General features: G+C 72.6%; 19 protein-coding genes. 7 read left to right on the forward strand and 12 right to left on the reverse strand.

Translation table 11 applies throughout. The features are described 5' to 3' along the window. Positions 1–14: 14 nt before the first annotated feature. The 3 genes from ACQ0O7_RS23420 to ACQ0O7_RS23430 all read right to left on the reverse strand — a co-directional run bounded on the left by ACQ0O7_RS23420 (position 15) and on the right by ACQ0O7_RS23430 (position 3,998). Positions 15–1,502: a glutamate--cysteine ligase gene (locus tag ACQ0O7_RS23420; protein ID WP_430784321.1), complete on the reverse strand. Its 1,488-nt coding sequence runs from the start codon at positions 1,500–1,502 to the stop codon at positions 15–17. Positions 1,503–1,680: 178 nt separating this feature from the next. Continuing rightward, entirely contained in the window at positions 1,681–2,202 is a 522-nt protein-coding gene (locus tag ACQ0O7_RS23425) for a hypothetical protein (RefSeq protein WP_430784322.1), read from the reverse strand. A 1,661-nt stretch (positions 2,203–3,863) separates the two neighbouring features. Continuing rightward, positions 3,864–3,998 (reverse strand): hypothetical protein, encoded by a 135-nt coding sequence (locus ACQ0O7_RS23430; RefSeq protein WP_430784323.1) that lies wholly within the window; start codon positions 3,996–3,998, stop codon positions 3,864–3,866. 955 nt (positions 3,999–4,953) lie between these two features. Between ACQ0O7_RS23430 and ACQ0O7_RS23435 the strand changes: the two genes are divergently transcribed. Next, positions 4,954–7,491, forward strand: coding sequence for a hypothetical protein (locus ACQ0O7_RS23435; protein WP_430784324.1), 2,538 nt, complete (start codon positions 4,954–4,956; stop codon positions 7,489–7,491). A 376-nt stretch (positions 7,492–7,867) separates the two neighbouring features. Next, positions 7,868–9,007 carry a SigB/SigF/SigG family RNA polymerase sigma factor gene (locus tag ACQ0O7_RS23440; RefSeq protein ID WP_430784325.1) on the forward strand — a complete coding sequence of 380 codons (1,140 nt, stop codon included), beginning with the start codon at positions 7,868–7,870 and terminating at the stop codon, positions 9,005–9,007. A 6-nt stretch (positions 9,008–9,013) separates the two neighbouring features. Here ACQ0O7_RS23440 and ACQ0O7_RS23445 read toward each other — a convergent pair whose 3' ends face one another. The 4 genes from ACQ0O7_RS23445 to ACQ0O7_RS23460 are packed head-to-tail and all read right to left on the reverse strand — an operon-like array spanning position 9,014 to position 13,363. Then, on the reverse strand, positions 9,014–9,742 hold the full coding sequence (locus ACQ0O7_RS23445) for an ATP-binding protein (RefSeq protein WP_430784326.1): 729 nt from the start codon (positions 9,740–9,742) through the stop codon (positions 9,014–9,016). A 52-nt stretch (positions 9,743–9,794) separates the two neighbouring features. After that, the gene (locus ACQ0O7_RS23450) at positions 9,795–11,633 is read right to left on the reverse strand and encodes a CheR family methyltransferase (protein WP_430784327.1); all 1,839 of its coding nucleotides are present in this window, start codon (positions 11,631–11,633) and stop codon (positions 9,795–9,797) included. A gap of 21 nt (positions 11,634–11,654) precedes the next feature. After that, a complete protein-coding gene (locus ACQ0O7_RS23455) occupies positions 11,655–12,632 on the reverse strand; it encodes a chemotaxis protein CheB (protein WP_430784328.1) in 978 nt (325 codons plus the stop codon). After that, a complete protein-coding gene (locus ACQ0O7_RS23460) occupies positions 12,629–13,363 on the reverse strand; it encodes an ATP-binding protein (protein WP_430784329.1) in 735 nt (244 codons plus the stop codon). Before ACQ0O7_RS23460 ends, ACQ0O7_RS23455 begins: the two co-directional genes overlap by 4 nt. Before the next feature lie 163 nt (positions 13,364–13,526). Here ACQ0O7_RS23460 and secA2 point away from each other — a divergent pair, with 163 nt between their 5' ends. Beyond that, positions 13,527–15,818 (forward strand): accessory Sec system translocase SecA2, encoded by a 2,292-nt coding sequence (secA2, locus tag ACQ0O7_RS23465; RefSeq protein ID WP_430784330.1) that lies wholly within the window; start codon positions 13,527–13,529, stop codon positions 15,816–15,818. Here the strand turns inward: secA2 and ACQ0O7_RS23470 are convergent. Beyond that, on the reverse strand, positions 15,815–16,225 hold the full coding sequence (locus ACQ0O7_RS23470; protein WP_430784331.1) for an ankyrin repeat domain-containing protein: 411 nt from the start codon (positions 16,223–16,225) through the stop codon (positions 15,815–15,817). The two genes, secA2 and ACQ0O7_RS23470, sit on opposite strands and share 4 nt — an antisense overlap. A gap of 308 nt (positions 16,226–16,533) precedes the next feature. On the opposite strand from ACQ0O7_RS23470, the gene ACQ0O7_RS23475 reads away from it, so the two are divergent. The 4 genes from ACQ0O7_RS23475 (at position 16,534) to ACQ0O7_RS23490 (ending at position 18,577) form a co-directional block, all read left to right on the forward strand. Next, positions 16,534–17,022, forward strand: a complete 489-nt coding sequence (locus tag ACQ0O7_RS23475) for a winged helix-turn-helix domain-containing protein (RefSeq protein WP_430784332.1) — start codon at positions 16,534–16,536, stop codon at positions 17,020–17,022. Between the two features lie 3 nt (positions 17,023–17,025). Beyond that, the gene (locus ACQ0O7_RS23480) at positions 17,026–17,658 is read left to right on the forward strand and encodes a uridine kinase (RefSeq protein WP_430784333.1); all 633 of its coding nucleotides are present in this window, start codon (positions 17,026–17,028) and stop codon (positions 17,656–17,658) included. Positions 17,659–17,868: 210 nt separating this feature from the next. Next, positions 17,869–18,294: a TraR/DksA family transcriptional regulator gene (locus ACQ0O7_RS23485; RefSeq protein ID WP_430784334.1), complete on the forward strand. Its 426-nt coding sequence runs from the start codon at positions 17,869–17,871 to the stop codon at positions 18,292–18,294. 133 nt (positions 18,295–18,427) lie between these two features. Then, positions 18,428–18,577, forward strand: coding sequence for a hypothetical protein (locus ACQ0O7_RS23490; RefSeq protein WP_430784335.1), 150 nt, complete (start codon positions 18,428–18,430; stop codon positions 18,575–18,577). Here ACQ0O7_RS23490 and ACQ0O7_RS23495 read toward each other — a convergent pair whose 3' ends face one another. The 4 genes from ACQ0O7_RS23495 to ACQ0O7_RS23510 are packed head-to-tail and all read right to left on the reverse strand — an operon-like array spanning position 18,578 to position 23,239. Further along, entirely contained in the window at positions 18,578–19,285 is a 708-nt protein-coding gene (locus tag ACQ0O7_RS23495) for a hypothetical protein (RefSeq protein WP_430784336.1), read from the reverse strand. Next, positions 19,282–22,002: an FtsK/SpoIIIE domain-containing protein gene (locus ACQ0O7_RS23500; protein WP_430784468.1), complete on the reverse strand. Its 2,721-nt coding sequence runs from the start codon at positions 22,000–22,002 to the stop codon at positions 19,282–19,284. Before ACQ0O7_RS23500 ends, ACQ0O7_RS23495 begins: the two co-directional genes overlap by 4 nt. 57 nt (positions 22,003–22,059) lie before the next feature. After that, positions 22,060–22,974 carry a hypothetical protein gene (locus ACQ0O7_RS23505; RefSeq protein WP_430784337.1) on the reverse strand — a complete coding sequence of 305 codons (915 nt, stop codon included), beginning with the start codon at positions 22,972–22,974 and terminating at the stop codon, positions 22,060–22,062. Between the two features lie 4 nt (positions 22,975–22,978). Next, positions 22,979–23,239: a hypothetical protein gene (locus ACQ0O7_RS23510; protein ID WP_430784338.1), complete on the reverse strand. Its 261-nt coding sequence runs from the start codon at positions 23,237–23,239 to the stop codon at positions 22,979–22,981. Between the last annotated feature and the right edge of the window lie 1,321 nt (positions 23,240–24,560).

The raw sequence follows: 24,560 nt of genomic DNA on the forward strand, positions 1-24,560 counted from the left end.
CCCCCCGACCGGTGTCAGAGCGCCCTGGACGCCGCCGGCCACTCGTGAACGGGGATGTTGTCGTGCATCAACGGCAGATAGCGGCGCAGCATCTCGTGCAGGGCCCGCTGCCGGTCCTGACCCTGTGCCTCCAGCGCGTGCAGCGTCTCCACCTGCCAGGACGCGCCGTTACGGTGCCGCAGGCAGCGCTGCTCGATGATGCCGAGCAGCCGGTCCCGCTGGGCCGGATTGACACCCCACAGGTCCAGCCCGGCCGCCGCCTGCGGCAGCAGTTTGCGCAGCACCAGCTCGGTCACCGGCAGGGTGCCGTGCCCCGGCCAGAACACCGTGGCGTCGATGCCGTGCCGGGCACAGTTGTGGAAGTTCTCCTCGGCGGCCCGGAAACTCATCTGCGTCCACAGCGGGCGTTCCGCCTCGGCGAGCGTACGGACCAGGCCGTAGTAGAACGCCGCGTTGGCGATGGTGTCCGCGACCGTCGGCCCGGCCGGCATCACCCGGTTCTCCACCCGCAGGTGCGGGCGGCCGTTGACGACCGCGTAGATCGGCCGGTTCCACCGGTACACCGTCCCGTTGTGCAGCCGCAGCTCACTCAGCTCGGGGATCTCGCCGCGCTCCAGGATCTCGGCCGGATCGTGGATGTCGCAGATCGGCAGCAGCGCCGGGAAGTACCGGACGTTCTCCTCGAACAGGTCGAAGACACTGGTGATCCAGCGTTCCCCGAACCAGACCCGGGGGCGTACACCCTGGGCTCTTATCTCCTCCGACCGGGTGTCGGTGGCCTGCTCGAACAACGGGATCCGGGTCTCGCGCCACAACTCCCGGCCGAACAGCAGCGGCGAGTTCGCGCCCAGCGCCACCTGGATGCCGGCGGTGATCTGCGAGGCGTTCCAGTACGACGCGAACTGCGCCGGGCTCACCTGCAGATGGAACTGGGTGCTGGTGCAGGCCGCCTCCGGCGCGATCGTGTCGGTGGTGACCGCCAGCCGGTCCACCCCGTCGATCCGGATGTCCAGGTCCTCGCCGCGCGCCGCGAAGATCTGCTCGTTGAGCAGCTGGTAGCGCGGGTTCGCGGTGAGCGCCTCGCCGGTGAGGTGCTCGCGCCGCAGCGTCGGCAGGATGCCGACGGTCACCATGTGCGCTCCGGCCGCCCGGGCACGCCGCTCCGCCTGGTTCAGGCTGGACCGCAGGCCGCGTTCCAGCTCGGCGAAGTCGTCACCCGCCAGCCGCCGGGGTGGCAGGTTGATCTCGATGTTGAACTGTCCCAGCTCCGTCTGGAAGTCGGGATCGGCGATCGCGCCCAGCACCTCGGCGTTGCGCATCGCCGGGTCCGCCTGATCGTCGATCAGGTTGAGCTCGATCTCCATACCGGTCAGCGGCCGCTCGAACTCGAACCGTGCCTCGCGCAGCATCGTCGCGAACACGTCGAGACTTCGGCGGATCTTCTGCCGGTACCGGGTCCGGTCCTCACGGGTGAAATCGGTCTGGTCGACTTTCTCGCCCACCGCGCACCACCTTTCAAGCCGTCAGAGACGGAGGGGATCGCGCGGCGCCGTAGCCGTCATCCCCTCGGCCATATGATGACCGCAGTCAATGGCGGCGCGCCTCAGGTCGCCCGGCCATTCGCGCCAGAACGGCAATGGATCTTTCATGGCGGGCTTTTCTACCCATCAGGCGCGAGAATCATCCCAGCCAGAACGCGATCACCGCGCCGGCGATGAACACACCCACCGCCGCCTGCAGCAGCATCACCGGCCCCAGGTGCGACCACTGGGTCGGGATGCGGGGCGTCAGCGGCTGCATCGTCGTCAGGTTCACCACCTGGACCAGCCGGACCGGCAGCTGCGGATCGGACTGCGGCTGGGTGCGCACCTGGACCAGATCGCCGCGGTGCAGCGCCGACTGCGGCAGCTGCCCGTGCATCTCGATCTCGTAGGTCTGCCCCAGGTCGTCGCGCAGCCGGACCGGCGTCACCAGGAACTCCGGGCCCTTGCGCAGCTCCTTCAGCGAGCGGTGCGGCGGTTTCATCCGGAACAGCGAGGCCAGCAGCTGGGCGATGCCCGCGGTGAGGAAGACGGCGATGGCCACCGGCCCGCCGACGCGCACCTCACGGGTGTACGAGGTCTGGAAGCCGACGAAGCGGCCGGTGATGATCGGACTGACATGCCGGAGGATCCGCTCGCGGTGCAGCTCGGTGTCGTCCATGGGGGGTCACCTCCTTGGATGTTCTTCAATGCTACGGAGAGAACACGCTTGTGCACCGTGAGTGAATTTCCACTCACTGCATACCGCCTGCCCCGCCCCACCGCCGGAAGATCACCGCGATTCCCCGGAGATCCGCACCGATCTGCGGAAATCCACCATCCGGGGACCCCCGAAGGGGTGAACTGAAACGGAGCCGTGAAACCCGGCCGGGCTGTCCTGTCGTCCCGGCACGTGGACAGGCCGGGGATAGGGGGTGCGACACCGGTGGCATCGACTTACGTCAAGCCGGAGAGCGTGCTGGCGCGTACCGCGACCAAGATGGTCGAGGCGCACGCCGGCGGACTGGGCCCGCACGACGGGCTCACCGAGTGCCCCGTCTGCGGCGAGGAGCTGCCCTGCCGCACCGGCCAGGCCGCCGCCCAGGTACTGGCCGCCGCCGGCCTGGCCGAGGAATCCGGCCTGCTCGCCGCGACCCGCCCGGCGTGGATCGCCCCCGCGCCGATCCCCGGCCTGATGCCGCCCGCCGTCCCGCTGCCGCCGTCCGCCGACGCCCTCTCGCCGCCCGCGTCCCCCGGGCCGCCTTCCTCATCGGCGCAGACTCCGTCCTCCGCGCCGCAGTCTTCCGCCGAACAGCCGTCTTCCTTCACGCCGCCGTCCGCGCCGCCGTCCTCGTCCTCGTTCTCGTCCTCGCTGAGCCCTTCGCCCAGGTCGGGTCCTTCAGCCGCACCGGCCGATGATCATCTCGGCGCCCCGGAGCCGCGTCCCCTTCCCGGCCCCAGCCCGTCGGCACCCTTCGCCGGTCCCGGCCCGTCGTCGCCCATCGCCGCTTCCGGTCCGTCCGCGGCGCCCGCTTTCGTCTCCGGGCCCGCGGTCGCCCCCGCCCCACCCCCTCCGGCGAGCGCGCCGTTCTTCCGCCCCGGCGACCCCAAGGATTCCGAGGACCGGCCCGCCGCCGGTACGGGTGACGTGCTCGACCCCACCCACACCGAATCGTCCACCTCGCTCACCGGTCCCGGGCCCGCGATCGGCGACCCGTCCCCGCCCGCCGGTGGCCCGTCCTCCTCCGCCACCGGCCAGTCGGTCTCCACCTCCGATCCTTTCCGGACACCCCGCTCCCATTCATCCACCGCGGGTCCGGCCGCTTCCGGAGCGTCCATCGGGGATCCGGCGGTCTTTGGAGCGCCCACGACGGGTTCGGCGGTCTCCGGGATGCCCGGCGCGGGTCTGGCAGCCGCCGAAGGTTCGGCAGCGTCCGGTACGTCTGGTACGTCCACTGCGGGCCGGTCGGCTCCGGGGACGTCCATCCCGGACCTGACGGCGCCCGAGACGTCCACCCCGGATGATCGGCAGCGCCCCTGGCCACCGGTGGGAACGGCCGCGACCGGCGGCCCCCTGTCGGACGACCTTCCGTCCTGGGCGACCGAGGAGACGAGTTCGTGGGCCACGGCGAACGGCACGCCCCCCTTCGCCAGCCCCGCCGAGGGGTACCGTCCGTCCTGGCTGCCCGGCGGCGATTCCGAACCGCACAACGGCTCGCCGGAACCCGCCACATCCCCGAGCCCCGGCAACGCCCCCCTGTCGTCGGGTCGCGACGGCGGCCAGGGCGCCGGCCCGGAAAACTCCGCCCGGCCGGGCGTCCCCGGCCCGCCGGACACCACGGATCACCCCTCGCCGGGCCGCCACGCCACCCCGGCACCCTCTGGCCGCCACGCCACCCCGGCACCCTCCGGCGGCCACGCCGCCCCGGCGTTCTCGGGCGACCGTGCCGCCGCGCCGTCCTCCGGTATCCCCTCCACCACGGGATCATCGGGCAGCCACGCCACTTCGGCGACGTCCGGCTATGCGGCACCGAGCGGCCACAGCACGTTCGGGCAGCACACCTCACACAGTGCCGCCTCCCACGGCCTGGCCTCGCACGGCCTCTCCGGTGCCGGCCCCACCGGAACCGGGCACGCCGACCACACCGGCCCACCGATCTCAGGCTTCTCCACGAGCGGTTTGTCCGCTCTCAACCTGAGCGCGGGCTCCGCCCGGGGCGCTGATCCGGCCCGGGATGCCGATCCGGCCCCGGTTTCCGATCTCGCCCGGGGCGCTGATCCGGCCCGGGGTTCGGATCTCGCCCAGGATGCCGATCTCGCCGGGGGTTCCGATCTCGCCCGGGGCGCCGATCTGGCCGCCCGTGTCATCCCTTCCGGCGGTCCGGCCATCGGCGGAGTAGGCGATCCCTTGGGCGCGGCGTCGCCCGCCCCGTCCACGCCGTCCCTCCCTGGGCTCACCCCGGGGGGAAGGCCCCGGTTGACTCCCTTCCCCAGCGAGCCGACCGCCGACGAGAGCGCCCCGAAACCCGGCCGGGCGCCGGACGTTCTGGGCTCCGGTTCGGCTCCGGGCGGTCCGAGTTCCGGCCCGGCTCCAGGTTCCGGCCGATCGCTTTCGGACATCGAGCCACAGGGTGGCAATGCGGCCGGGCCAAGCGGCTCATCCGGCCTGAGCGGCCTATCCGGACCAAGCGGCCTATCCGGACCAAACGGCTCATCCGGGCTTAACGGCCTATCCGGACCAGGTGGCCCATCCGGTCTGAGCGGCCTACCCGGCCTGCCCGGACCAGGTGGTCTGTCCGGTGCGGCTGCCGGTGGCCCGTCCGCACAGCACGCGTCGCACATTCCGGCCACGGAGGGCGATCCCGCCTCCGGCATCCGGGCTCGATCCGGCAACGCGCCGATCGCACCACCGATCGGCGAATCCTTCCCCGGGATGGCGAAGTCCACCCCGCCGCCCCGGCCCGAGGCCACCACTCCCGGCGGGGTGTTCGCCAACCGTTCGTTCCCGGGCTCCGGTTCGTCCTCGGCCCACGGCACCTCCGCCTATCCAGGTGCGCCGGCCGGTATCCCAGGTGACGGCACCACGGGCGGCCCGTTGTCCGGCGGCCCGAGGTTGCCGCAGCTCCCTGCTTCGCTGCCCGCCGAGCCCGGGACGGCCGGGAGTCCCGGCTTCTCAGCGTCCGATCCGGGAGCCCCGGACCAGCCGGTTCCGCCCACCTTCGGACGTGGTGACACCGGCCCGGCCAGCGCCTACGACCTGGCGAGCTCCAGCGGACCCGGCCAGGGATCCGCCGCACCGGGCGGCAATGCTCCGGGAAGCAACGCCTGGGGATCCGGCGGTCCGGGAGACACCCGCCCCGGTAACGCCGGTCCGGGTGCCGGTCCGGGCGCGTTCGGCTCGGTGAGCCCAGCGGGTAACGAGGCTCCGGCGAGCGCCTTCGGCCCCGGCAGCACCGGCAACACCGGATCCTGGAACAGCCCCGATGCCACCGGTGCCGCCGGAACGGGCCCCGCCGCCGTCACCCCCGGTTCGTGGGTCCCGGAGGCCGGAACGGGCGTGCCCGGAGCCGGGTACCCCGGTCCGGCAGGCGACGACCGCAACGCCGTGGCGGACGGCCCGGTGGGACCCGGCAACCTCGGGCAGATCGGAGCCGGTCCGGAAGTCGCCGGGCCCGGTGCGGGTGGCTTCGGTGGCGGACTTCCCGCTGCTGCCGCGATCAGCGAGTCGACCAGGCGCCCCGCGTCGTACAGCCAGCAGAACAGCCCTCTCGACGCGCCACGGTTCACCCGGTCGGCCCGGCCGGCGCAAGCGGGTGGGCTCTCCTCCGCCTCCGGCGGGTTCCCGTCGAACGGTGGTTTCCCGTCGACTGGCGGATACCCGGCCGGCCCGGCATCCGGGTCGTCGGCAGCGGGCGGTTTCCCCACTGAAGCGGCACCGGTCCCGGGCGGAACCGGTGGCGTGCCGGCAACCGGTGGTGGGCCGGCGCTGGGCGGACCAGTGGCTGGTGACGCTTCGTCCCCGGGCGGGTTCACCGGTCATGGCGGGGCGGTCCCGGGCGGGTATGCGGCCGGCGGCGCGTCGGCTCCGGGCGGGTACGCGGCTGGTGGGCCGCCGGCTTCGGGCGGGTACGCGATGGGAGCGGCGCCAGGGCCGGGTGGGTTCCCGGCGGGGGCGCCGGCTTCGGGCGGGTATCCGGCGGGGGCGGCATCAGGGCCGGGTGGGTTCCCCGCGGGGGCGTCCGCGGCACCGGGGGAGCACCCGGGCGGGCCGTCGACGGCCGCCGGATCGCTGAGTGGGATCAACGGGCAGCACGCCGGCCAGACCGGGATCTTCGAAGCGGCTGCCGGGGCGGGTTCGCCGGGTGGTGGCGTCTCCGGCGGCATGCGGGGTGCGCTGCACTCGCCGCCGGACTGGCGTTCGGCGCAGGAGTCCGGTGCTTCGGGGCCGGGTGGGACGGGTTCCTATGCGGCGCCCGGCACGGATGCTCAGCACGACCAGGCAGGGCCGGGCCGGCCGCCGTTGCGGGCTCCGGACATGGGGCGGCACACCTCGACGGCGGCTCCGGATTCCGGGTACGCCGTATCGGGGCAGCAGGCCGGGCACCCGATGGCGGTGCCGCCGTCCGGCTACCGTGCCTCGACCGCACCGGCCGATCACCGCGCACCGGTCTCGCCGGGTGGCCACACCGGAACGGCCGGCGGCTTCGGGCCGGAGGGCCTGGCGGGTGGTCAGCCCATGCCGGGGCCGGTGGCCGGTTACGGCGGTCCGGAAGGCGGATACGGCGGTCCGGGGGCCGGCGCCGGTCATGGCACCTACGGCGCGCAGGGCGGCTACTCGGCTCCGGGCACGGCCGGACCGGGCTGGCAGGGCGGCGGCGAGCCGGGAACCCCGCAATCCTGGCCGACTGGCGGCGAAACGTCGCAGTCCTGGCCTACCGGCGGAGGTGAGGCGTCGCAGTCCTGGCCGGCCGCGGGCAGCTGGCAGCAGCAGTCCTGGCAGGCCGCGGGCAGTGAGCCGGGTGCCGTGCCGGGCTGGCAGGTTCGCGGGGACGGACCCAGCGCGGACGGCCACCAAACAACCGGCCACCAAACAACCGGCCACCAAACAACCGGTCACCAGACCGCCGGTTACCCGGCAACCGGTCACCAGTCGCCGGGTCACCCCGCTCAGGGTTACGAGGGCTCCGGCCATCAGTCGCCGGGGTACCCGGTGCCGGGTGGTCATGACGGGCCGGGGCAGGGCGGGTACGGCACCGGCATCGCGGCACCGGCCCCGTACGGGAGTGCTCCGGTCGTGGCCCCGGGGAGCAACTCCTCCGAGGGGGCTCCGACGGATGAGGGGAACGTTCCGTCCGGGCTGCCGGCGCGGGCCGGTTCCGGGTTCAGCCGTCCGGTCGCGGCGGCGGTCCCGGAGGCGTTGCAGGATCCGTCGCAGGCCCCGAGCGGTCTGCCGGCGCGCTACCACCGATGAGGGCGGCGAAGCGATGAGCACGGGGAGCCTCCGAGGGCTCTGTTGATCAACTGGTAGGGCGGGGATTCACGACAAGCGGGTGGGATTCGTGTGTGCGACGGGACCGGGGTGGCAGACATCCCGGTCCCGTCGCGCACGCGGTGAGGTGACGCCGGCCCGCGTACCGAAGGCGGTCCGGCACCGGACCGGGACGCGGGAGGTCAGGGGTGTGCCGGGACGCGGGCGGCGGGGCGGGTGACGGACGGTGGGGATGGATCCGGGCGCGCCGACGGGCGGCGATGTTTGAGCCGGGCTGAGCCGGGCAGTAGGTTCCGATGGCGGGGACGCGTCTCGGGGGTTGCGGGCGTCTCCACTGACTGTTGCCGGAGGGGGTGGCATGCCCGCGCGTGGTCGATCCGGTGAACCGGCCGAGGGGACGCTCGAGGATCTCGACGCGGCCGCGGTGGCGTTCGCTTCGGGGCGGGCCGGTGTCCGGCCGGCGGAGGCCGCGGTGCTGCGGGAGGAGCTGGTCCGGTTCTGTCTGCCGTTCGCGGGGCGGATGGCGCGGCGGTACCGGGGCCGGGGGGAGAGCCTGGAGGATCTGGAGCAGGTCGCGCGGCTGGGGCTGGTGAAGGCGGTCGACCGTTACGACCCGGAGCGGGGCTCTTTCACGGCGTACGCGGTGATCACGATCTCCGGCGAGTTGAAGCGGCACTTCCGGGATCGCACCTGGGGTGTGCACGTGCCGCGCCGGATGCAGGACCTGAGCCTGGAGGTGGGGCACGCGACGGCGGTGCTGACCGGTGCGCTGGCCCGCACGCCGACGACCGCCGAGCTGGCCGATCATCTGCGGACGAGTGAGTCGGCGGTGCTGGGCGCGGTGGAGTCGGCGGCCGGGCACACGCCGGCGTCGCTGAACGCGCCGGTGGCCGGGGACGGCCTGGTCGAGTTCGGTGATCTGCTCGGCGATGTGGACGGCGCTCTGGAGTCGGTGACCGACCGGCTGACGGTGACGGATCTGCTGTTGCGGATGCCGGCGCGGGAGCGGCGGATGCTGGCGATGCGGTTCTACGGCAATCGCACCCAGGCGGACATCGCGGCCGAGCTGGGCATCTCGCAGATGCACGTGTCGCGGCTGCTGAGCCGGGCGCTGTCCTGGCTGCGGCAGGCGATGCTCAGCGACGATCCACCGTGCTGGGAGGTGGAGGGCCGCGGGGACCGGCCGGGCATGCGGGTGTCGGTGCGCCGGGACGAGCGGCATGTGCTGCACGTGCGGGTGTCCGGTGAGGTGGACCGGGACACCGCGGAGCGGCTGCGGACCGGGTTGCGGCGCGCGCTGGCCGAGCCGGGGGTGTCCGGCCTGGTGGTGGACTTGAGCGGGGTTCCGCTGGTGGACGCGGGTGGCGTGTCGGTGCTGTTGGAGGCGTCGCGGGCGGCGTCGGCGGCGCGGCTCGGTTTCGGGGTGGCCGGCGCCCAGCCGTACGTGGCACGGATCCTGGCGGTGTCCGGGCTGGCGCACGTACTCAAGCGGTCCTGAAAGGTCTCAGGTTCGGCGGATCGCCGCCCAGACCACTTTGCCGTCCTTGGACGGCAGATGACCCCAGCTGTGGGCGAGTTCGCTGACCAGCAGCAGCCCGCGCCCGCCGAGCACTTCGGCGGGCGCCGGGGTCCGGGCGACGGGTGGTTCGGGGGAGCCGTCGCGGACGGCGATGTTGAGGTAGCGGTCGCGCACCGACAGCCGCAACGTCATCATCGTGTGGGCGTGGTCGACGACGTTGGCGACGAGTTCGTTGGCGACCAGGCTGGCCGGTGCGATCAGGTCCGGCAGGTCCCACCGCAGGCAGGCCTCGGTGGCGATGTCGCGGGCGTGCCGGGCGGAGCCGGAGACCGGCAGCAGTTCCTCGCTGACCGAGGGCATGGTGCGTCTCCCGTCGTGCAGGTGGGCGAGTGCGGCGTCCCTGCTGTCGAACAGGGGCATCCGCTGGTTGGCGCCGATGCCCAGGTGACGCCGGGTGCCGGGTGGCGGCGCGCAGAGCAGGACGGGGGTGCCGGGCCAGCGGGCCGCCTGGCGGAGCACCACCGGCAGTATCGACAGGGCCAGCGGCTGGTCCACGTGCAGCCCGGACAGGTCGACGAGCAGCGCGTCGGGTTGTTCGGCCAGGCATTTGTACAGCTGGTCGCGCAGTGGCACGGTGTGTTCCAGCCGCAGCCGCCCGGAGACGGCGGCGACCAGGGTGACGGAGTCACCGCTCACTTCACACCGGATCGACATGGCTTGGTCCTTCCGACGATCTGCGGGTTCCCGGCCGGGACCGAGGTAAACGTCAGGCCGTCTCCATCACGATGATGGCCCCGTCGTCCCCGTCCCGGACGCCGTCGCGGTGCCGCAGCGGGGTGCAGGCGACCCGGACGGTGATGGCCCGTCCCCGGCGGTTGACCGCGTCGAGGCGGACGTCCCCGGACCGGCCGTCCTCCCCGAGGGCGGCCCGCAGCAGGGGCCGGACCCGGTCGATGGGCAGGCCGATGTCGAGGTTGAGGAAGTGCTGGCCGATCACCTCGGCGGAGCGCAGCCCCCACAGGTCCTCGGCGTGCCGGTTCCACATCCGGATCCGCAGGTCCGGGTCGACGACGGCGACGCCGGCCTGGAGGCTGGTCAGCACGGTCTCCAGGAAGGCGTTGGCCTCGTCCAGCCGGGTGGTGCTGACCCGCAGCTGGTCGTTGATGCTCTGCAGCTCGTCGTTGGTGGACTGCAGTTCCTCGTTCATGGTCTCCAGTTCCTCGTTGGTGGACTGGAGTTCCTCGTTGGTGGTCTCCAGTTCCTCGACGGTGGACTGGAGTTCCTCGTTGGTCGTCTCCAGTTCCTCGTTGGTGGACTGGAGTTCCTCGTACGCCGCCTCGAGTTGTTGATTGGCGTGTTCCAGATCGTCCTGGAGGCGGCGCGCCGCGGTCACGTCGTGGAAGATCAGGTTGACGCCGAGGAGGCTGCCGTCGGCGCCGCTGAGCGGGCTGATCTGCACCACCAGGTGGGTGACCTCGGAGCCCCGGTGGTGTTCCACGTCGGTGACGCGCAGGCTGCGCCGGTCCAGTTGCGCCTGCTCGATGTAGCGGCGCAGCTCGACCGGGCGGTAGGACAGGTCGAGGTCGCGGAACGGGCGGCCGATGTCACGGGACGACACCCCGAACATCTTCTCCAGCTGCCGGTTGGAGAGCGCGACCATGCCGTCGGAGGTGAGCGCGAGCTGGGCCAGCGGGCTGGCCGCGAACGCCTCGTTGCGCAGCTCGTCGAGGCCGGTCACGCCGTGCGGGCCGGCCGGCGGCGGGTCGGCGAAGACCACCCCGGGCGGCGCGTAGAGGCGGGGCACCCGGCGGAAGACGCGCCGTTTCAGGTCGATCGGGGTGAACAGGCTGCTGTGGCTGAGCAGCATCTCGGCCTTGCCGAGGAAGAGGACGCCGGTGTCGGCGAGCGCGAAATGGAACCGGCCGAGGATCCTGGACTGGGTCTCGGCGTTGAAGTACATCAGCGTGTTGCGGCAGGTGAGCAGGTCGATCCGGGAGATCGGGGCGTCCTGCACCAGGTCGTTCCGGCCGAAGATCACCGACCGGCGCAGGTCCTTGCGGAACGTGTACCGCCCGTTGACCTGCTCGAAATACTTCTCCACCAGCGGCGGGGGCAGGACCTGGATCTCACGTTCGCCGTACGACGCCTGGCGCGCCTCGTTGAGCTGCTCCTCGTCCACGTCGGTGGCGTAGATCTTGACCCGGTCCTTGAACTGGTCGACGCCGAGCATCTCGGCCAGGACCATGGCCAGCGTGTACGCCTCCTCACCGGACGCGCACCCGGCCGACCACACCCGGATCATCGAGTCGGACGGCTTGGCCGCCACCATCGGCTCGAGCACCTCGGCGCGCAGGTAGTCCCACGCCTCGGTGTCCCGGAAGAACGCCGTCACGTTGATCAGGATGGTGTTGAACAGCGCGGTGAACTCGTCCGGATGAACCTGGAGATGGTCGAGGTACTCCGGATAGCCGCCGGCGTCGACCTGGGACATCCGCCGGTTGACCCGCCGCATCAGGCTGGACCGCTTGTAGCCGGTGAAGTCGAATCCGCGCGACTCCTTCAGGTAGGAGAGCAGGGCTTCGAAGTCCGGGTCGGTCTCGTGCACGATCCGGAACGCTACCGCACGTCACGGACCGGCGGTCGCACCGAGACGGGCGATCAGCTCCCGGAGCGTGCCGGCGGCCGACTCGGCGTCCTCGGCCAGGGTCAGGAACCGGTCCCGGCGCCCGCCGACGGCCATCCGGCGGCTGAGCTCGGCCTTCTCCTGCAGCGCCCGCAACGCCATCCAGAGCGCGCTCTCCAGGGTCTCGGCCTGTTCGTCCAGCAGACTCTCCGGCGACCAGGCGTGCCCCACCCGGCAGCGGAACCGGGGAACCGGCCGGCTCTCGATCTGGAAGAGGCTGCCGCCACAGCTGGGGCAGCCGAAACCGGCCGCCGGGGCCAGCCGGTCGGTGCTCGTCGGGTACAGCTCGGACATGGCCACCTCGGCGTCGAGCAGGGGATCCGGAGCGGGCGCCGGAACGGGGTCCAGCGGTGTGCCGGTCAGGTCGGCGAGCAACCCTCCGATCTTGGCGGCCGACGTCACGTGATCGGCCTCCACCGCCTCCAGCGCGGCCCGCGGCATCCACGGATGCAGCACGTCGGCGGGATCCTGCACCACCGTGGTCCCGCCCCGGGCGGCGATCGCGGACAGCCCGGCCGCGCCGTCGTCGCGGGAGCCGGACAGCACCACCCCGATCGCCCGCCGGCCGGCCGTCCGGGCCACCGAGCGGAACAGCGGGTCGACGGCCGGGCGGTGGCCGTTCTCCGCCGGGCCACGGCTCAGCCGCAGATGCCCGTCGAGCAGCAGCAGATGGTGGTCGGCCGGAGCCACGTAGATCCGCCCCGCCAGCACCGGCACGCCGTCGGCGGCGGTCACCGCCGGCAGCGGGCCGCTGCGGGACAGGATGGCCGGCAGCGCGCTCGGCGCCGACCGGGGCACGTGCAGGACCACCAGCAGCGCGCCCGGATAATCCGCCGGAAGGCCGCCGGCCAGGGCCCGCAGCGCCTCCACCCCGCCGGCCGAGGCGCCGACGGCGACCAGGTCGCGGTGCTCGGCGGTCACGCCGCCGCCCCGGTGGTCAGCTGGGACCACACCACCTTGCCGTCGGTCACCGGCAGCACCCCCCACGCGTCGGTGAGGTCGCCGATCAGCCGCAGGCCACGCCCGCCGGCGTCGGTGACGTCCGGGTCGAGGGTGCGCGGCATCCGGCGACTGTGGTCACGCACCGCCACCACGATCCGGCCGTCGCGCCGCCGCAGCGTGAAATCCATCGTGGTACGGGCGTGCCGGACCACGTTGGCGACCAGCTCGGTGGCGACCAGCGCGGCGGTGGCCGTCACGTCCGAGCGCTGCCAGGCGGTGCACGTCTGCGCCACCAGGGCACGGACCTGACGGCACGCCTCCGGGACCGGGCGCAGCCTCACCCGTACGTCATCGGTGGTCCTCGGATCCTCGGCCAGGGCCGCCTCGCGGTCGGTGACCAGGCGCAGACCGGCGCACCGCGGATCGGCCCGCAGCGCCGCCCGGGTCTCGGTGGAGGCGCCGCAGATCACGATCGGGACCGCCGGGAACGCCTCGGCCCGGCTGATCTCCGCGCCCAGCAGGGCCACCGCGTCCGCCTCGCCCACCCGCAGCCGGGTGAAGTCCAGCAGCAGGCAGGACGGCTGCACGGCGAGACTGCGGCGCACCGCGGCGCCGAGCGCTCCTCCGGTGACCGGGTCCAGGGTGCCGCTGACCGTCAGGACCGCCATCGGGAGGTCCTGCTCCGGCCGGCAGACGAGCTGGCTCGGCATCACACCTCCCCATCCGCGATGTCCGGCGCCACCCGGGCGCACGTCAGGCTCACAGATGCCCGGCCTCCGCCCAGGACAAACGCGGCCCGGCCGATCACCTTGACGGGCAGCGCGCGGGAGTCCGGCGCCTGAGCGCGGGCAAAATGCAGTACCGTTGCGCGCCATGGGTGTGTCGCAGCGGCTGAAGAGCCGGTTCCGCAAGTTTCTCCAGCGTCCGGGCACGACGGTGGATCTGGGGCCGCTGTCGAAGCGTCTCCCCGCCATCGAGGCGCGCGAGGAGGCTCTCAAGGAGCTGGACGACGCGGCGCTGACCGAGGCCGCGCTGGAGGCCCGGGAGTACACGGAGATCTGCGCCATCGGCCGGGAGGCGGCCCGGCGGGCGATCGGCCAGCGGCCCTACGACGTCCAGCTGCTCGGCGCGATGGCCCTGCTCGACAAGCGGGTCGCCGAGATGGCCACCGGTGAGGGCAAGACCCTGACCGCGACGATCGCCGCGTACGGGCACACCCGGCTCGGCAACGGCCCGGTGCACGTGCTGACCGTCAACGACTACCTGGCCAAGCGGGACGCCACCTGGATGGAGCCGATCTACACGCTGCTCGGCCTGACCGTCGGCTGGGTGACCGAGTCGATGACGCAGGAGGAGCGCCGGGAGGCGTACGCCGCGGACGTCACCTACGTGTCGGTCAGCGAGGCCGGTTTCGACTATCTGCGCGATCAGCTGGTCACCGACGTGGCCGACCGGGTGCAGCGCGACCTGGCCACCTGTGTCGTCGACGAGGCCGACTCGATCCTGATCGACGAGGCCCGGGTGCCGATGGTGCTGGCCGGCAGCACCTCCGCCGAGGGCAACCCGGTGGACGAGGCCGCGGCCCTGATGAAGGACCTGCGCAAGGGCTTCCACTACGAGGTCGCCGAGGACGGGCGCAGCGTCGCCTTCACCGAGGACGGGCTGAAGGAGCTGGAGGAGAAGCTCGGCGGCATCGATCTGTACGCCGACGACCAGGTCGAGCACCTGTCCGCGGTGAACGTGGCGCTGCACGCGCACGCCCTGCTGCGCCGCGACGTGGACTACATCGTCCGCAACGGCTCGGTCGAGCTGATCGACGAGATGCGCGGCCGGGTGGCTCAGCGCCGCCGCTGGCCGGACGGTCTGCAGGCGGCGGTGGAGGCCAAGGAGGGCCTGTCCGCCACCCAGGAGGGCGAGGTGCTGGACACCCTCACGGTGCAGGCCTTCATCGCGCTCTACAAGACCGCCTGTGGCATGACCGCGACCGCGGTGCACGTCGGCGAGCAGCTGCGGGAGTACTTCAAGCTCGAGGTGGCGGTGATTCCGCCGAACACCCCGAACATCCGTGAGGACGACGTCGACCGGATCTACTCGGCGCACGACATGCGCGACGAGGCCCTGGTCGAGGAGATCAAGATCGCCCACGAGTCGGGGCGGCCGGTGCTGATCGGCACCCTGGACGTGAAGGCGTCCGAGCGCCTGGCGAGCCAGCTGGAGGCGGCCGGGGTGCCGTGCAGCGTGCTGAACGCGAAGAACGACGCCGAGGAGGCCGCGATCATCGCGGAGGCGGGCGCGCTCGGCGCGGTCACCGTCTCCACCCAGATGGCCGGCCGTGGTGTCGACATCCGCCTCGGCGGCAGCGACGAGAAGGACCGCGACGCGGTGGTCGAGCTGGGCGGTCTGTACGTGATCGGCTCCGGCCGGCACGACAGCCGCCGGGTCGACGACCAGCTCCGTGGCCGGGCCGGCCGGCAGGGCGACCCGGGCCGCTCGGTCTTCTTCGTCAGCCTGGAGGACGAGCTGGTCTTCCGGCACGCCGGTGACATCCTGCCGGCCTCGCCGCGGATGGACATCGACGGTGTCGTGCACGACTCCCAGGTGGAATACGCCGTGGAGCACGCCCAGCGGGTCGCCGAGGGTGTCAACCACGAGATCCACAAGAACACCTGGCGGTACAGCGTCGTCATCGAGCAGCAGCGCCTGCTGCTGGCCGAGCGCCGGGAGCGGCTGCTCACCTCCGAGGTCGCGGCGATCATGCTGCTGGAGAAGTCCAAGGAGAAGGCCGACGAGACCGACGAGGACGTGCTGTCCGAGTCGGCCCGCGCGATCGCCCTGTTCCACCTGGACCGGCTCTGGGTGGACCACCTGGCGTACCTGTCGGAGGTCCGGGAGGGTGTGCACCTGCGCGCGCTGGGCAAGCTGGACCCCCTCGACGAGTTCCACCGGGCCGCGGTGCCGGCCTTCCAGGAGCTGCTGACCCAGGTCGAGTCCCGGACCATCGAGACCTTCGAGGAGGTCGACCTGGCGGACGGGTGGCAGCCGGAGCGGGCCGAGATCGTGCGGCCCAGCGCCACCTGGACCTACCTGGTGCACGACAACCCGTTCGGCTCCGAGCTGGACCGTCTCATCGCGGCGGTGGGCCGGCGCCTCACCTCGGGCGGCTAGACCGGCTCTTCGCCCGCTGGGGCGCCGCCGTCGTGGCGCCCCAGCAGTTCCACCATCTCCGGCAGGCCGAAGAACTCCGCGGTGGCCAGGCCGGAGCGCGGGTCGGCGCCCGCTCGCAGCAGTGCCCGGACGGTCTCCGCGTTGCGCCGGAACACCGCCGCCCCCAGCGCCGTCTGGCCCCGGTCGTTGGCCCGCTCCGGGTCGGCGCCCCGCTCCAGCAGCGCCGTCACCGTGCCGGTGTGGTTGTGGTAGGCGGCCAGGATCAGCAGTGTGTCGCCCTTGGCCCCGGTGAGGTTCACCGGCAGCCCCGCGTCCACCTGAGCCGCCAGCTCCCCGGCCTCGCCCGCCCTGGCCAGGTCGAACATCCGGTGCGCGTAAGCGATCGTTTCGGTATCCAGTTCTGTCATGACCGGGCACTACCCCCGTTCGGCTTTGCTTAATGCCGCTGACAGAAAGCGTTCCCGGAATGCATTTGTGTGACGAACGACAATATGGAACCGTGTTCCCACACTGTGGATCGTTGACTTGACCCGCTAGCCTGAAGGCGGGAATTATCGGCCCCGCTTTACGCACAGTGATCAGTCGTATTCGCTTGCTGCAGCAAATTCTGGGGGATGAATCAATGCCGGTCAGCGCATTGTCACCGCGTGCCGATCGTCGTTCCACGGGGCCGGGCAGAGGTTCCCCCCGAGGTGCCGCCGAGCCCGCGCTGACCGTGACGCTCGCCATCCCGCTGACCGGCGACGTGGTCTCCCCACAGGCGCACCGGCTGCTCGCCGCGGTCCGCGAGCTGGTCGAGCTGAGCAAGGGCACGGTCACCGTGGAGCCGGCGGCGTCGTTGCCGGAGGGCGAGGAGGCGGCCGCCGAGCCGGCTGAGGACGCCGCGGCCGAGCCGGGTGGCCCGGAGGTGCGGCTGCACACCTCGTCGCGCCAGGCGACCCTGGAGGGCGTGGCGCTGCCGTTGACCCGTCTGGAGTTCGACCTGCTGCAGTTCCTGGCCGAGCGGCCCCGCCGGGTGTTCACCCGGGCCCAGCTGCTGACCGCGGTCTGGGGCTACGAGCGGGCCGGGGAGCGCACGGTGGACGTGCACGTGCGGCGGCTGCGGCTCAAGCTCGGCAACAACCTGCCGCTGATCACCACGGTCTACGGGGTGGGTTACCGGCTGGCCGACGACGCCAACATCCTGCTCCTGCCGCACGATTGAGCCATGCAGGTCCGTCCCGTCTCCTTCGAGAACCTCGTCGAGGATCTCGCCGACCGGCTGGTCAGTCGGGAATCCGACAATCATCTCCGGGTGGCTTTCGACGGCGCCCCGGCCGCTGATCCGGGCCGTCTCGCCGACGCCCTGGTGGGCCCGCTCCGGGTCCGCGGCCGCCCGGCCGTACGCGTCGACACCAGCGATTTCCTGCGCCCCGCCTCGGTGCGGCTGGAGTTCGGGCGGACCGACCCGGACGCGTTCTACACCGGATGGTTCGACGAGGCCGGCCTGATCCGTGAGGTGCTGGCCCCGGCGGGCCCGGATGGGTCCGGCCGGATCGTCGAGCGGCTCTGGGACGCGAGCGCCGACCGGGCCGCCCGGGCGCCCTACCGGGAGCTGCCGCCCGGCGCGATCGTGCTGGTCAGCGGCCCGTTGCTGCTCGGTTCCGGGCTGCCGTTCGACTTCTCCGTCCACCTTGAGGTGTCCGCCGCGGCGCTGGCCCGGCGGACGCCCGCGGAGTTCGCCTGGACTCTTCCGGCGTACCGCCGCTACCGCGCCGAGGTGGCCCCGGAAACCTTCGCTGACATGGTGATTCGTCTCGACGACCCGCGTCGCCCGGCGCTCGTCGAGGGCGGCTGGTGACCCTCGGCCGGCGCTCTTCGCGAGACCCGAATGCCGAGTCCGTGGCGGATTCGACCACTGACAGTTATGCTCCGGTTACTTTTTCGCGGGGGTCCCGTTTGGGATCTTCGGCGGTGGGTATCGTCCGGCTCCTACAGCGAGCCGGCCCGGGACGAGGGTGACCCGGCGGATGCCCACCGGCTGGGGCTGAGTGAAGGGCAGGGGGACTGCATGCTCGTCAACGGAGCGGTTGTCGCAGGCAAGGGCGCGAGCGCGGTGAAGGGGCTGCGCTCGACCGAGGAGATCGAGCAGATCCGGGTGATCCTGCAAGGCCGATTCGAGGAACTCAACACCGAGTACGAAGAGGCCGTCGCCCAGAACACCCGGCTGCGGCTGGTGGAGATCGGCGACGCGGCCGGCGACGACCAGGCCGACAGCGGTTCCAAGACGGCGGAGCGGGACGCGGCGACCTCGCTGCTGAAGACTCTGCTGGACCGCCGGACGCAGGCGGAGCACGCGCTCGCGCGCCTCAACGACGGGACGTACGGCAACTGTGAGGGTTGCTCGAACCCGATCCCGGTGGAGCGTCTCGAGGTGTTCCCGTCGGCCACCTCGTGTGTGAACTGCAAGTCGGTGCGGGAGCGCCGGGCGAGCTGACGACCCGTTTTCCGGCGGCGGGTAATTCCCGCCGCCGGAAGAGCATTCATTACTGAACAACTGTTTATCCGGATCGGTGAAAATCAGCGGTTCGGCGGGCGTGCCCCACCTATCCACGGGTAGAACGGCAGGTATGACCGACACCGCGGAAGAACACGACGAGACCGCCGAAGGCGACTACGAGTACGACGAGGCGCACGGTGCCGACGACACCGGCCCGGACGTGCCGCAGGCCCTCCGGGACGAAGCGGAGCGCCACCTCTCGCTCAGCCCGCCGACCTGATCAGGCCGGCTGAGCCACCTGCACGGCGGTGAACAGCAACCCGGCCGTCACCAGCCCGGTCACCAGCACGGTGACGACCGCGGCGGTGTCCAGCCCGGTCCCGCGCCGGTCGGCGATCAGCTTGGCGACGATCACCGCCAGGATCGGGAAGAAGAGCAGCACCAGCAGGGCGACCACCGGCGCGGCCTGAGTCCAGTCGCCGCCCGCGGCCTCCCCGGTCCGGCGCACCAGCAGATTGCCGGCCACCCCCAGACCGCCGCCGACCAGCCCCAGGATCACGAACAGGACCTTGGTGGCGAAGGTGATCGGCCGGGCCGGCGGGATGTACTTGACCCGGTTCTCCACCTCGTCCAGATAGTCACCGGCGGCCCGCTCCTCGGCCCGCTGCCGGGGGATGCTCGCCTCCGGCAGGTTACGGCCGTACCGTTCGGCGGCCGGGCCGATCCGGTGCACGAAATCCGACCACAGACCGGCCGCCCGCGCGTCCACCTGCTCCAGATCCCGCCGGGCCTCCCGGACCGCCCGCCGGGCCTCCTCCAGCTCGGCCCGGGCGTCCTTGACCGCGGTGTCGGCGGCGGCCACCCGGTCGTCGTACCAGGCCGCCGCCTCCTCCCGCAGCCCGGTCGCCCGGTTGTCGAGGGTGGTCAGCCGGTGCAGCACCACCCGGTAGTCGGCGCGGTCCAGGTCGGCCGGTTCCAGTTCGCTCATGAGTTTCCGTAAGGGATGATCACTTCGGCGCCCCGATGCACCGAACGGTCGAAGTGCAGGGCCCGCCACGGGCGCGGGTACCAGTTCGGCGCCCCCTGACCCGGGTAGTACGGCGACAGCTCGCTGCCGTGCACGTCCAGCGCCACCCAGGCGCCGATCGCGTCGGTCCGTGAGGCCGGGCCGCCCAGCGCGTCCCGCAGCAGTGCCGCCCCACGCCACCAGCCCAGCACGTGCAGCCGCCGCTCCGGCCCCTGGCGCAACACGGTGACCAGCTGGTCGGCGGCCACCTTGCCGCCCGGCAGCGCGTCCGCCGCATAGATCAGGATGAAGTGCGGCCGGTCCGCCGGCCACGCCCCGTTCGCCTCACCGACGGCGTCCTCCAGCAGCCAGTTCACGTTCTCCGCGTCATACCAGCCGCTGTTCGGGATGTGGGCGTGCAACGCCTCGGCCGCCGCCCGCGCGTCCTGATCCAGGCAGACCACCGAGAACCGGGCGCCGTCCGGGCCGAACTGGGCGGCCAGCGAACGGCCCGCCGTAGCCAGGATCGCGCACGCCTCGTCCACCCGGGTGCCCAGCACCGCCAGGTTCCGGCCCGGCGCGCGGCGCAGCACCGTCCGCGCCGACCGGGCTCGCACGTCGATCGTCTCGCCGAGCAGCGCCACCGGGGCGGCCGGGGCGTCCCCGGCCCGCAGCGCCCGGAAATCCGGGCTGTCGGCCAGCTTCGGGACCACGTCACCGTCGAAGAGCCGGGGCGGGCCCGACTCGGCCGGACGGCGCCGCCACAACCGGTGCTGCAGCGCGCTCCACTGCTCCCGGTCCCCGGCGGCCGGCACCCGCACCACCCGGTTCGCCTCCACCGCGCCGGAGTCGGCGTTCACCACCGCGTGATAGCGCGGCAGCGAGTCGGCGGCGGCGTTCGTCTCGGCCAGCACCCGCCGGGCCCGGGGCAGCGCGATCCGCAGACTGAACTGGGCGACCAGCGCCGGCCGCCCCCACAACGCCTCGATGCCGGACACGTCCTGGCTGGCCAGAATCAGGTGGATCCCCTGCGAACGGCCCCGCCGGGCGAGGTCCTCCAACAGGTCGACAGCCTCCGCCGACACCCCGTCCCGCCCGGACAACAGCACCTGGAACTCGTCCACCACCGCCACGATCCGCGGCCAGACCCCCTCCGGATCCTCGGCGCGCAACTCGGCCAGATTCGTCACCTCGTGCTGTTTGGCCGCGTCCGCCCGGCGCCGCAACTCACCACCGAGGAACCGGAGCAGCGCCAGACCGAACTCACGGTCGGTGTTGACGTTCACCCCGACCAGGCGTACGTGCGGCAGCCAGCTCGGATCCCGCCGGCCCGGCGCGAACCGGGCGAACGACACCCCCTCCTTGAAATCGAGCAGGTAGAACGCCAGCTCGTCGGGGGAGTAGCGGGCGGCCAGCGCGCCCATCCACGCGTAGATGAAGTTGGTCTTACCGGTGCCGGACGGGCCGGCGATCAGCGCGTGCGGCGGATAGTCGCTCAGCGTCACCTGCACCCGCGGGCCCTGCGGGCTGTCCCCGAGCGGCGCGGTCAGCCCGGTCGCCGCCGACTCCCGCCACTCCGCGCCCTGCTCCGGCAGCAGACTGTCCAGCGCCACCGGCGCCGGCCCGGCCGCCACCGACTCCGCTATCCGGCGACAGGTCGCCGTCACCAGATGTGGGGGAGGAGCCGGATCCAGCCGTACGGGTAACGCCCCCGCGCTCTCGATCCGAGCCCCGTCGCCGTCCGCCGCGTCGATGAACTCGATCCCCGGCCCCGCCTCCACCGGCAGCCCCCGGATCACCAGATGCACCCCGCAGGCCGCGCCGGTACGCAGCAGCCGGTCCAGCTGCGACCGCTCGTGCCGGGACAACTCGGGCCCGCCCAGCAGCACCGCCACCCGCCACGGCTCCGGCCGCCGCCGGGTCGCCGAGTGCAGCTCACGCAGCGAGGTGTACTCACCGGCCAGCACCGTCTCGTTGATCCGCCGGACGTGACCGACCAGCTCGTCCAGAAGTTTGTCCAGCCCACCCGGGCCGACGAAGGTGAGCACCCCGGCCGGGGCCAGCGGGGCGAACCCGGCCAGACCGCCGCCGAGATGCTCCGGGTCGTATCCGACGATCTGGACCGTGCCCGGCAGGCTGGTGCCCAGCGCCCGCAACAGCAACCCGGCCACCACGGCGTCGGCCGCGCGGTGATCGCCGTCCCGGACCACGATGTGCCCGTGATCCAGCAGCCCCACCAGGGCCGGCACCTCGGAAGCCGACCGCGGTGCGGCGCTCTCCGCACCGGCGCCCGGCGCGGACGCCCAGGCCCCGGCCGCCCGGTCGTCGTCCCCGCCCGGTGCGTCCTCCCGGGACGCCACCGACGGCTCGGGCAACATCAGCCGGCCCACCCGCAGCTCCGCCGCCCGCTCCAGAGGCGTCGCCTCCCAGCGGTCCCAGGACTCTCCGGCCGCGCCCGGCGCCGCCCGGCCGGCGGCCGCCGCGGCCACCCCGACCAGAGCCGCCAGCTCGCCGTCGTGCCACGCGTCGATCTCGGCGGTCCGCTCGTCGCGGGCCGCCACCAGCTTGCGCCGCCGGGCCGACGCGGCGGCCCGGACCCGTTCGAACCGGGCCTCGGCGGCCTCCACCGCGTCCTGCGCCCGGGCCAGGGCGATCTGCGCGGCGCCGAGCGCGTGCGACAGCCCGGCCCGGATCTCCATCACACGGTTCTTGGTGGACTCAGCCATGACCCGCCGGCATCGTCGTGATCGTCACGGTCACCTGCGCTCCTCCGCCTCGTCCGGGCGGGGACGGACCGGCTCCGGGGTGTTCGGATCCAGCGAACCGGCGTCCCGGCCCAGCCGGGCCAGCAGCACACCGGTCAGCACACTCGCGGTCACCGCGGTGTCCGCCGGATGCCCGGCCGGCCGGTCGCCACGTTTCTGCTGTTGCTGCTGCACCGGCACCCGGCAGATCCGGTCCAGCAGGGTCTCCAGCACGTGCGGCTCGGTGCCCGGCAGCAGCGACTTCACCCGGCCCTCGGCGGCGGTCCGCAGCCGCGGCACGTCCTCCGGCCGGGGATCGTGGCCGAGCAGGTCACCGGCCAGCCGGTGCAGCACGGTCGGCGTCACCGCGGACAGGCCCAGACCCGTCGACGCGTTCACCGCGTGCAGCTCCCGCCCCAGCCGGGCCCGGTCACCGGCCCGCACCCCCGCGGCGATCCGGCGCAGCAGCTCCGAGGTGTCCGCCTGCTCACCGGTCCGCCCGGCCCGCTCCGCCGAGGGCGCCTCACCGGTCAGCTGGGCCACCCGCTGCTGCCACCAGGGGCCGAGCGCCTCCGGCCGCTCCGGCTCGCCCTCCGGCTGCTCCGGCCGGGGCCGCTCCTCCTCACGGCGCATCGCGGTCCGCCACTCCTGGCCGGGCACCGCGCCCGGGGTGGCACCCAGCCCCAACTGGGCCAGGTAGCGCTCGATCGCGTCCTGGGTGGCGCGCAGCGCGGCCGCCGCGTTCTCGGTGTGCTCGGTGGCGTGCCCCAGCCGGGCCACCCCGATGTCCCGGCTGGACTCCTCCTGCACCCATCGGAGAAGTTCGGTGGCGCTGCGGAGCTTGTTCATCGCGGCGGCGACCTCACCGGTGGGTAGACCGTCGGCGGCGGCGCGGAGCTGGGCGCCGAGATCCTGCAGCAGCGACATCGCGTCAGAGGCTCGCCGTGTAGCTGTGCGCCTGCTCGACCGCCGCGAGCGTCGCCGTGAACGAATCCTCCAGCTGCTGCTCGGCCTGCGACAGCGAGGCGTGCGCGGCACCGACCGCGTCACTGGCGCTGCCGTCGAGGGCGGCGGCCAGACTCTGCTGCGCCTCACCGATCTTCTCGCGCGCCGCCTGGATCGCCTGCTGTCCCTCGGTGACCTGCTGAAGCGCTGCCTCGACGGCAGCTCTGAGCTCGGCGACACTGGCCACCCGGGCAGCCTCCTGTGCGGGTTTACGACTTGCGGTCCCAGAATACCGCCCGGTTCCCGCCGGGCCGTCCTCCGGTGCCCCTTTTTGCCGCCCCGTGCCCACCACGACACGACGCCGCTTTCCCCGGGCGCCCGGACGGCAGCCCTGGTGAGATCCTATCCGAAGATGATCCACTATGGACTGGAGGGGCCCCGCGGGGCCATTCGGATCACCCGCGCCGGGGACGCCCTCCCCGGCGCGGCCGGGTGATCCGTCCAGCCCGTGTGGTGAGTTCCGGCACGCTCCGCGCCGGAACTCACCACACGATCGAAGCCCGCCTCGGTGCAAGCCCGCCGGGCACGGATGACTCCTGGTTGGTGGGTGGGTGTCCGGTGCCCCGGGCCGACGGCACCACACGCTTATCGGTCCATGCGCGCTTGCCGGGCCCGAGGGCGCCATCGGCGGCGCCCGGTCTGCGGTGGTGCGTGCTTGTCGGGGCCGAGGGCGCCATCGGCGGCACCCGGTCTGCGGTGGTGCGTGCTTGTCGGGGCCGAGGGCGCCATCGGCGGCACCCGGTTTGTCATGGTGCGTGCTTGTCGGGGCCGAGGGTGCTGGTGGTGGCACCCGGTTTGTTATGATATACGTTTTGTGGGGCCTGGAGCGCCCGTTGGCCGTACCCGGTCCGTCATCGTGTGTGCTTGCCGAGCCGGAGAGTCTTGTTCTCGACCGCCTGATCACTTGCGGTCAATCCCTCGCGCCGGCGACTCGCCCAGCGGTGATCTTGGTGGCTTTGCCGCCGGCGGGAGTCCTCCTCTGGGCTGCTGGCCTGTCCGCGGTCGATTCCCCGAGCGAGTGCCTGCCTTCCGGCCCGGCCCTGGCTGATCTTGGAGGACTTTCCATCGGATCGAGCCTTCTTCTCGGCTGCTGGCCCACTCGCGGTCAATTCCTCGCGCGAGTGTCCGCCTTCCAGCTTCGCCCTGGCCGTTCTTGGAGGATTTACCACCGGAAAAGGTGGTAAATCCTCCAAGATCTCTGCTGAGCGGGTCGCCGGCGTGAGGGATTGACCGCAAGTGATCAGGCAGCCGAGAACAAGACTCGAAAAGGTGGTAAAGCCACCAAGATCGGTCAGGGATAGGGCCGGAAGCGGGCACTCGCGCGGGAATTGACCGCGAGCGGGCCAGCAGCCGAGAACAAGATTCCGGAGGGCTGTTGGCGGCGCACGGCCCGTCATCGGGTGCGCTTGTCAGGGGGCGCCCGCCGCCCGATCGCCGTGTGTCCCCTCCGCCGGGCGAGTCTCCGGTCGGTCGAGCTCCTGGTGGGCGGATCTCCCGGTATGCCCTCC

Source organism: Actinoplanes sp. G11-F43 (assembly GCF_050589265.1).
GTDB lineage: Bacteria > Actinomycetota > Actinomycetes > Mycobacteriales > Micromonosporaceae > Actinoplanes.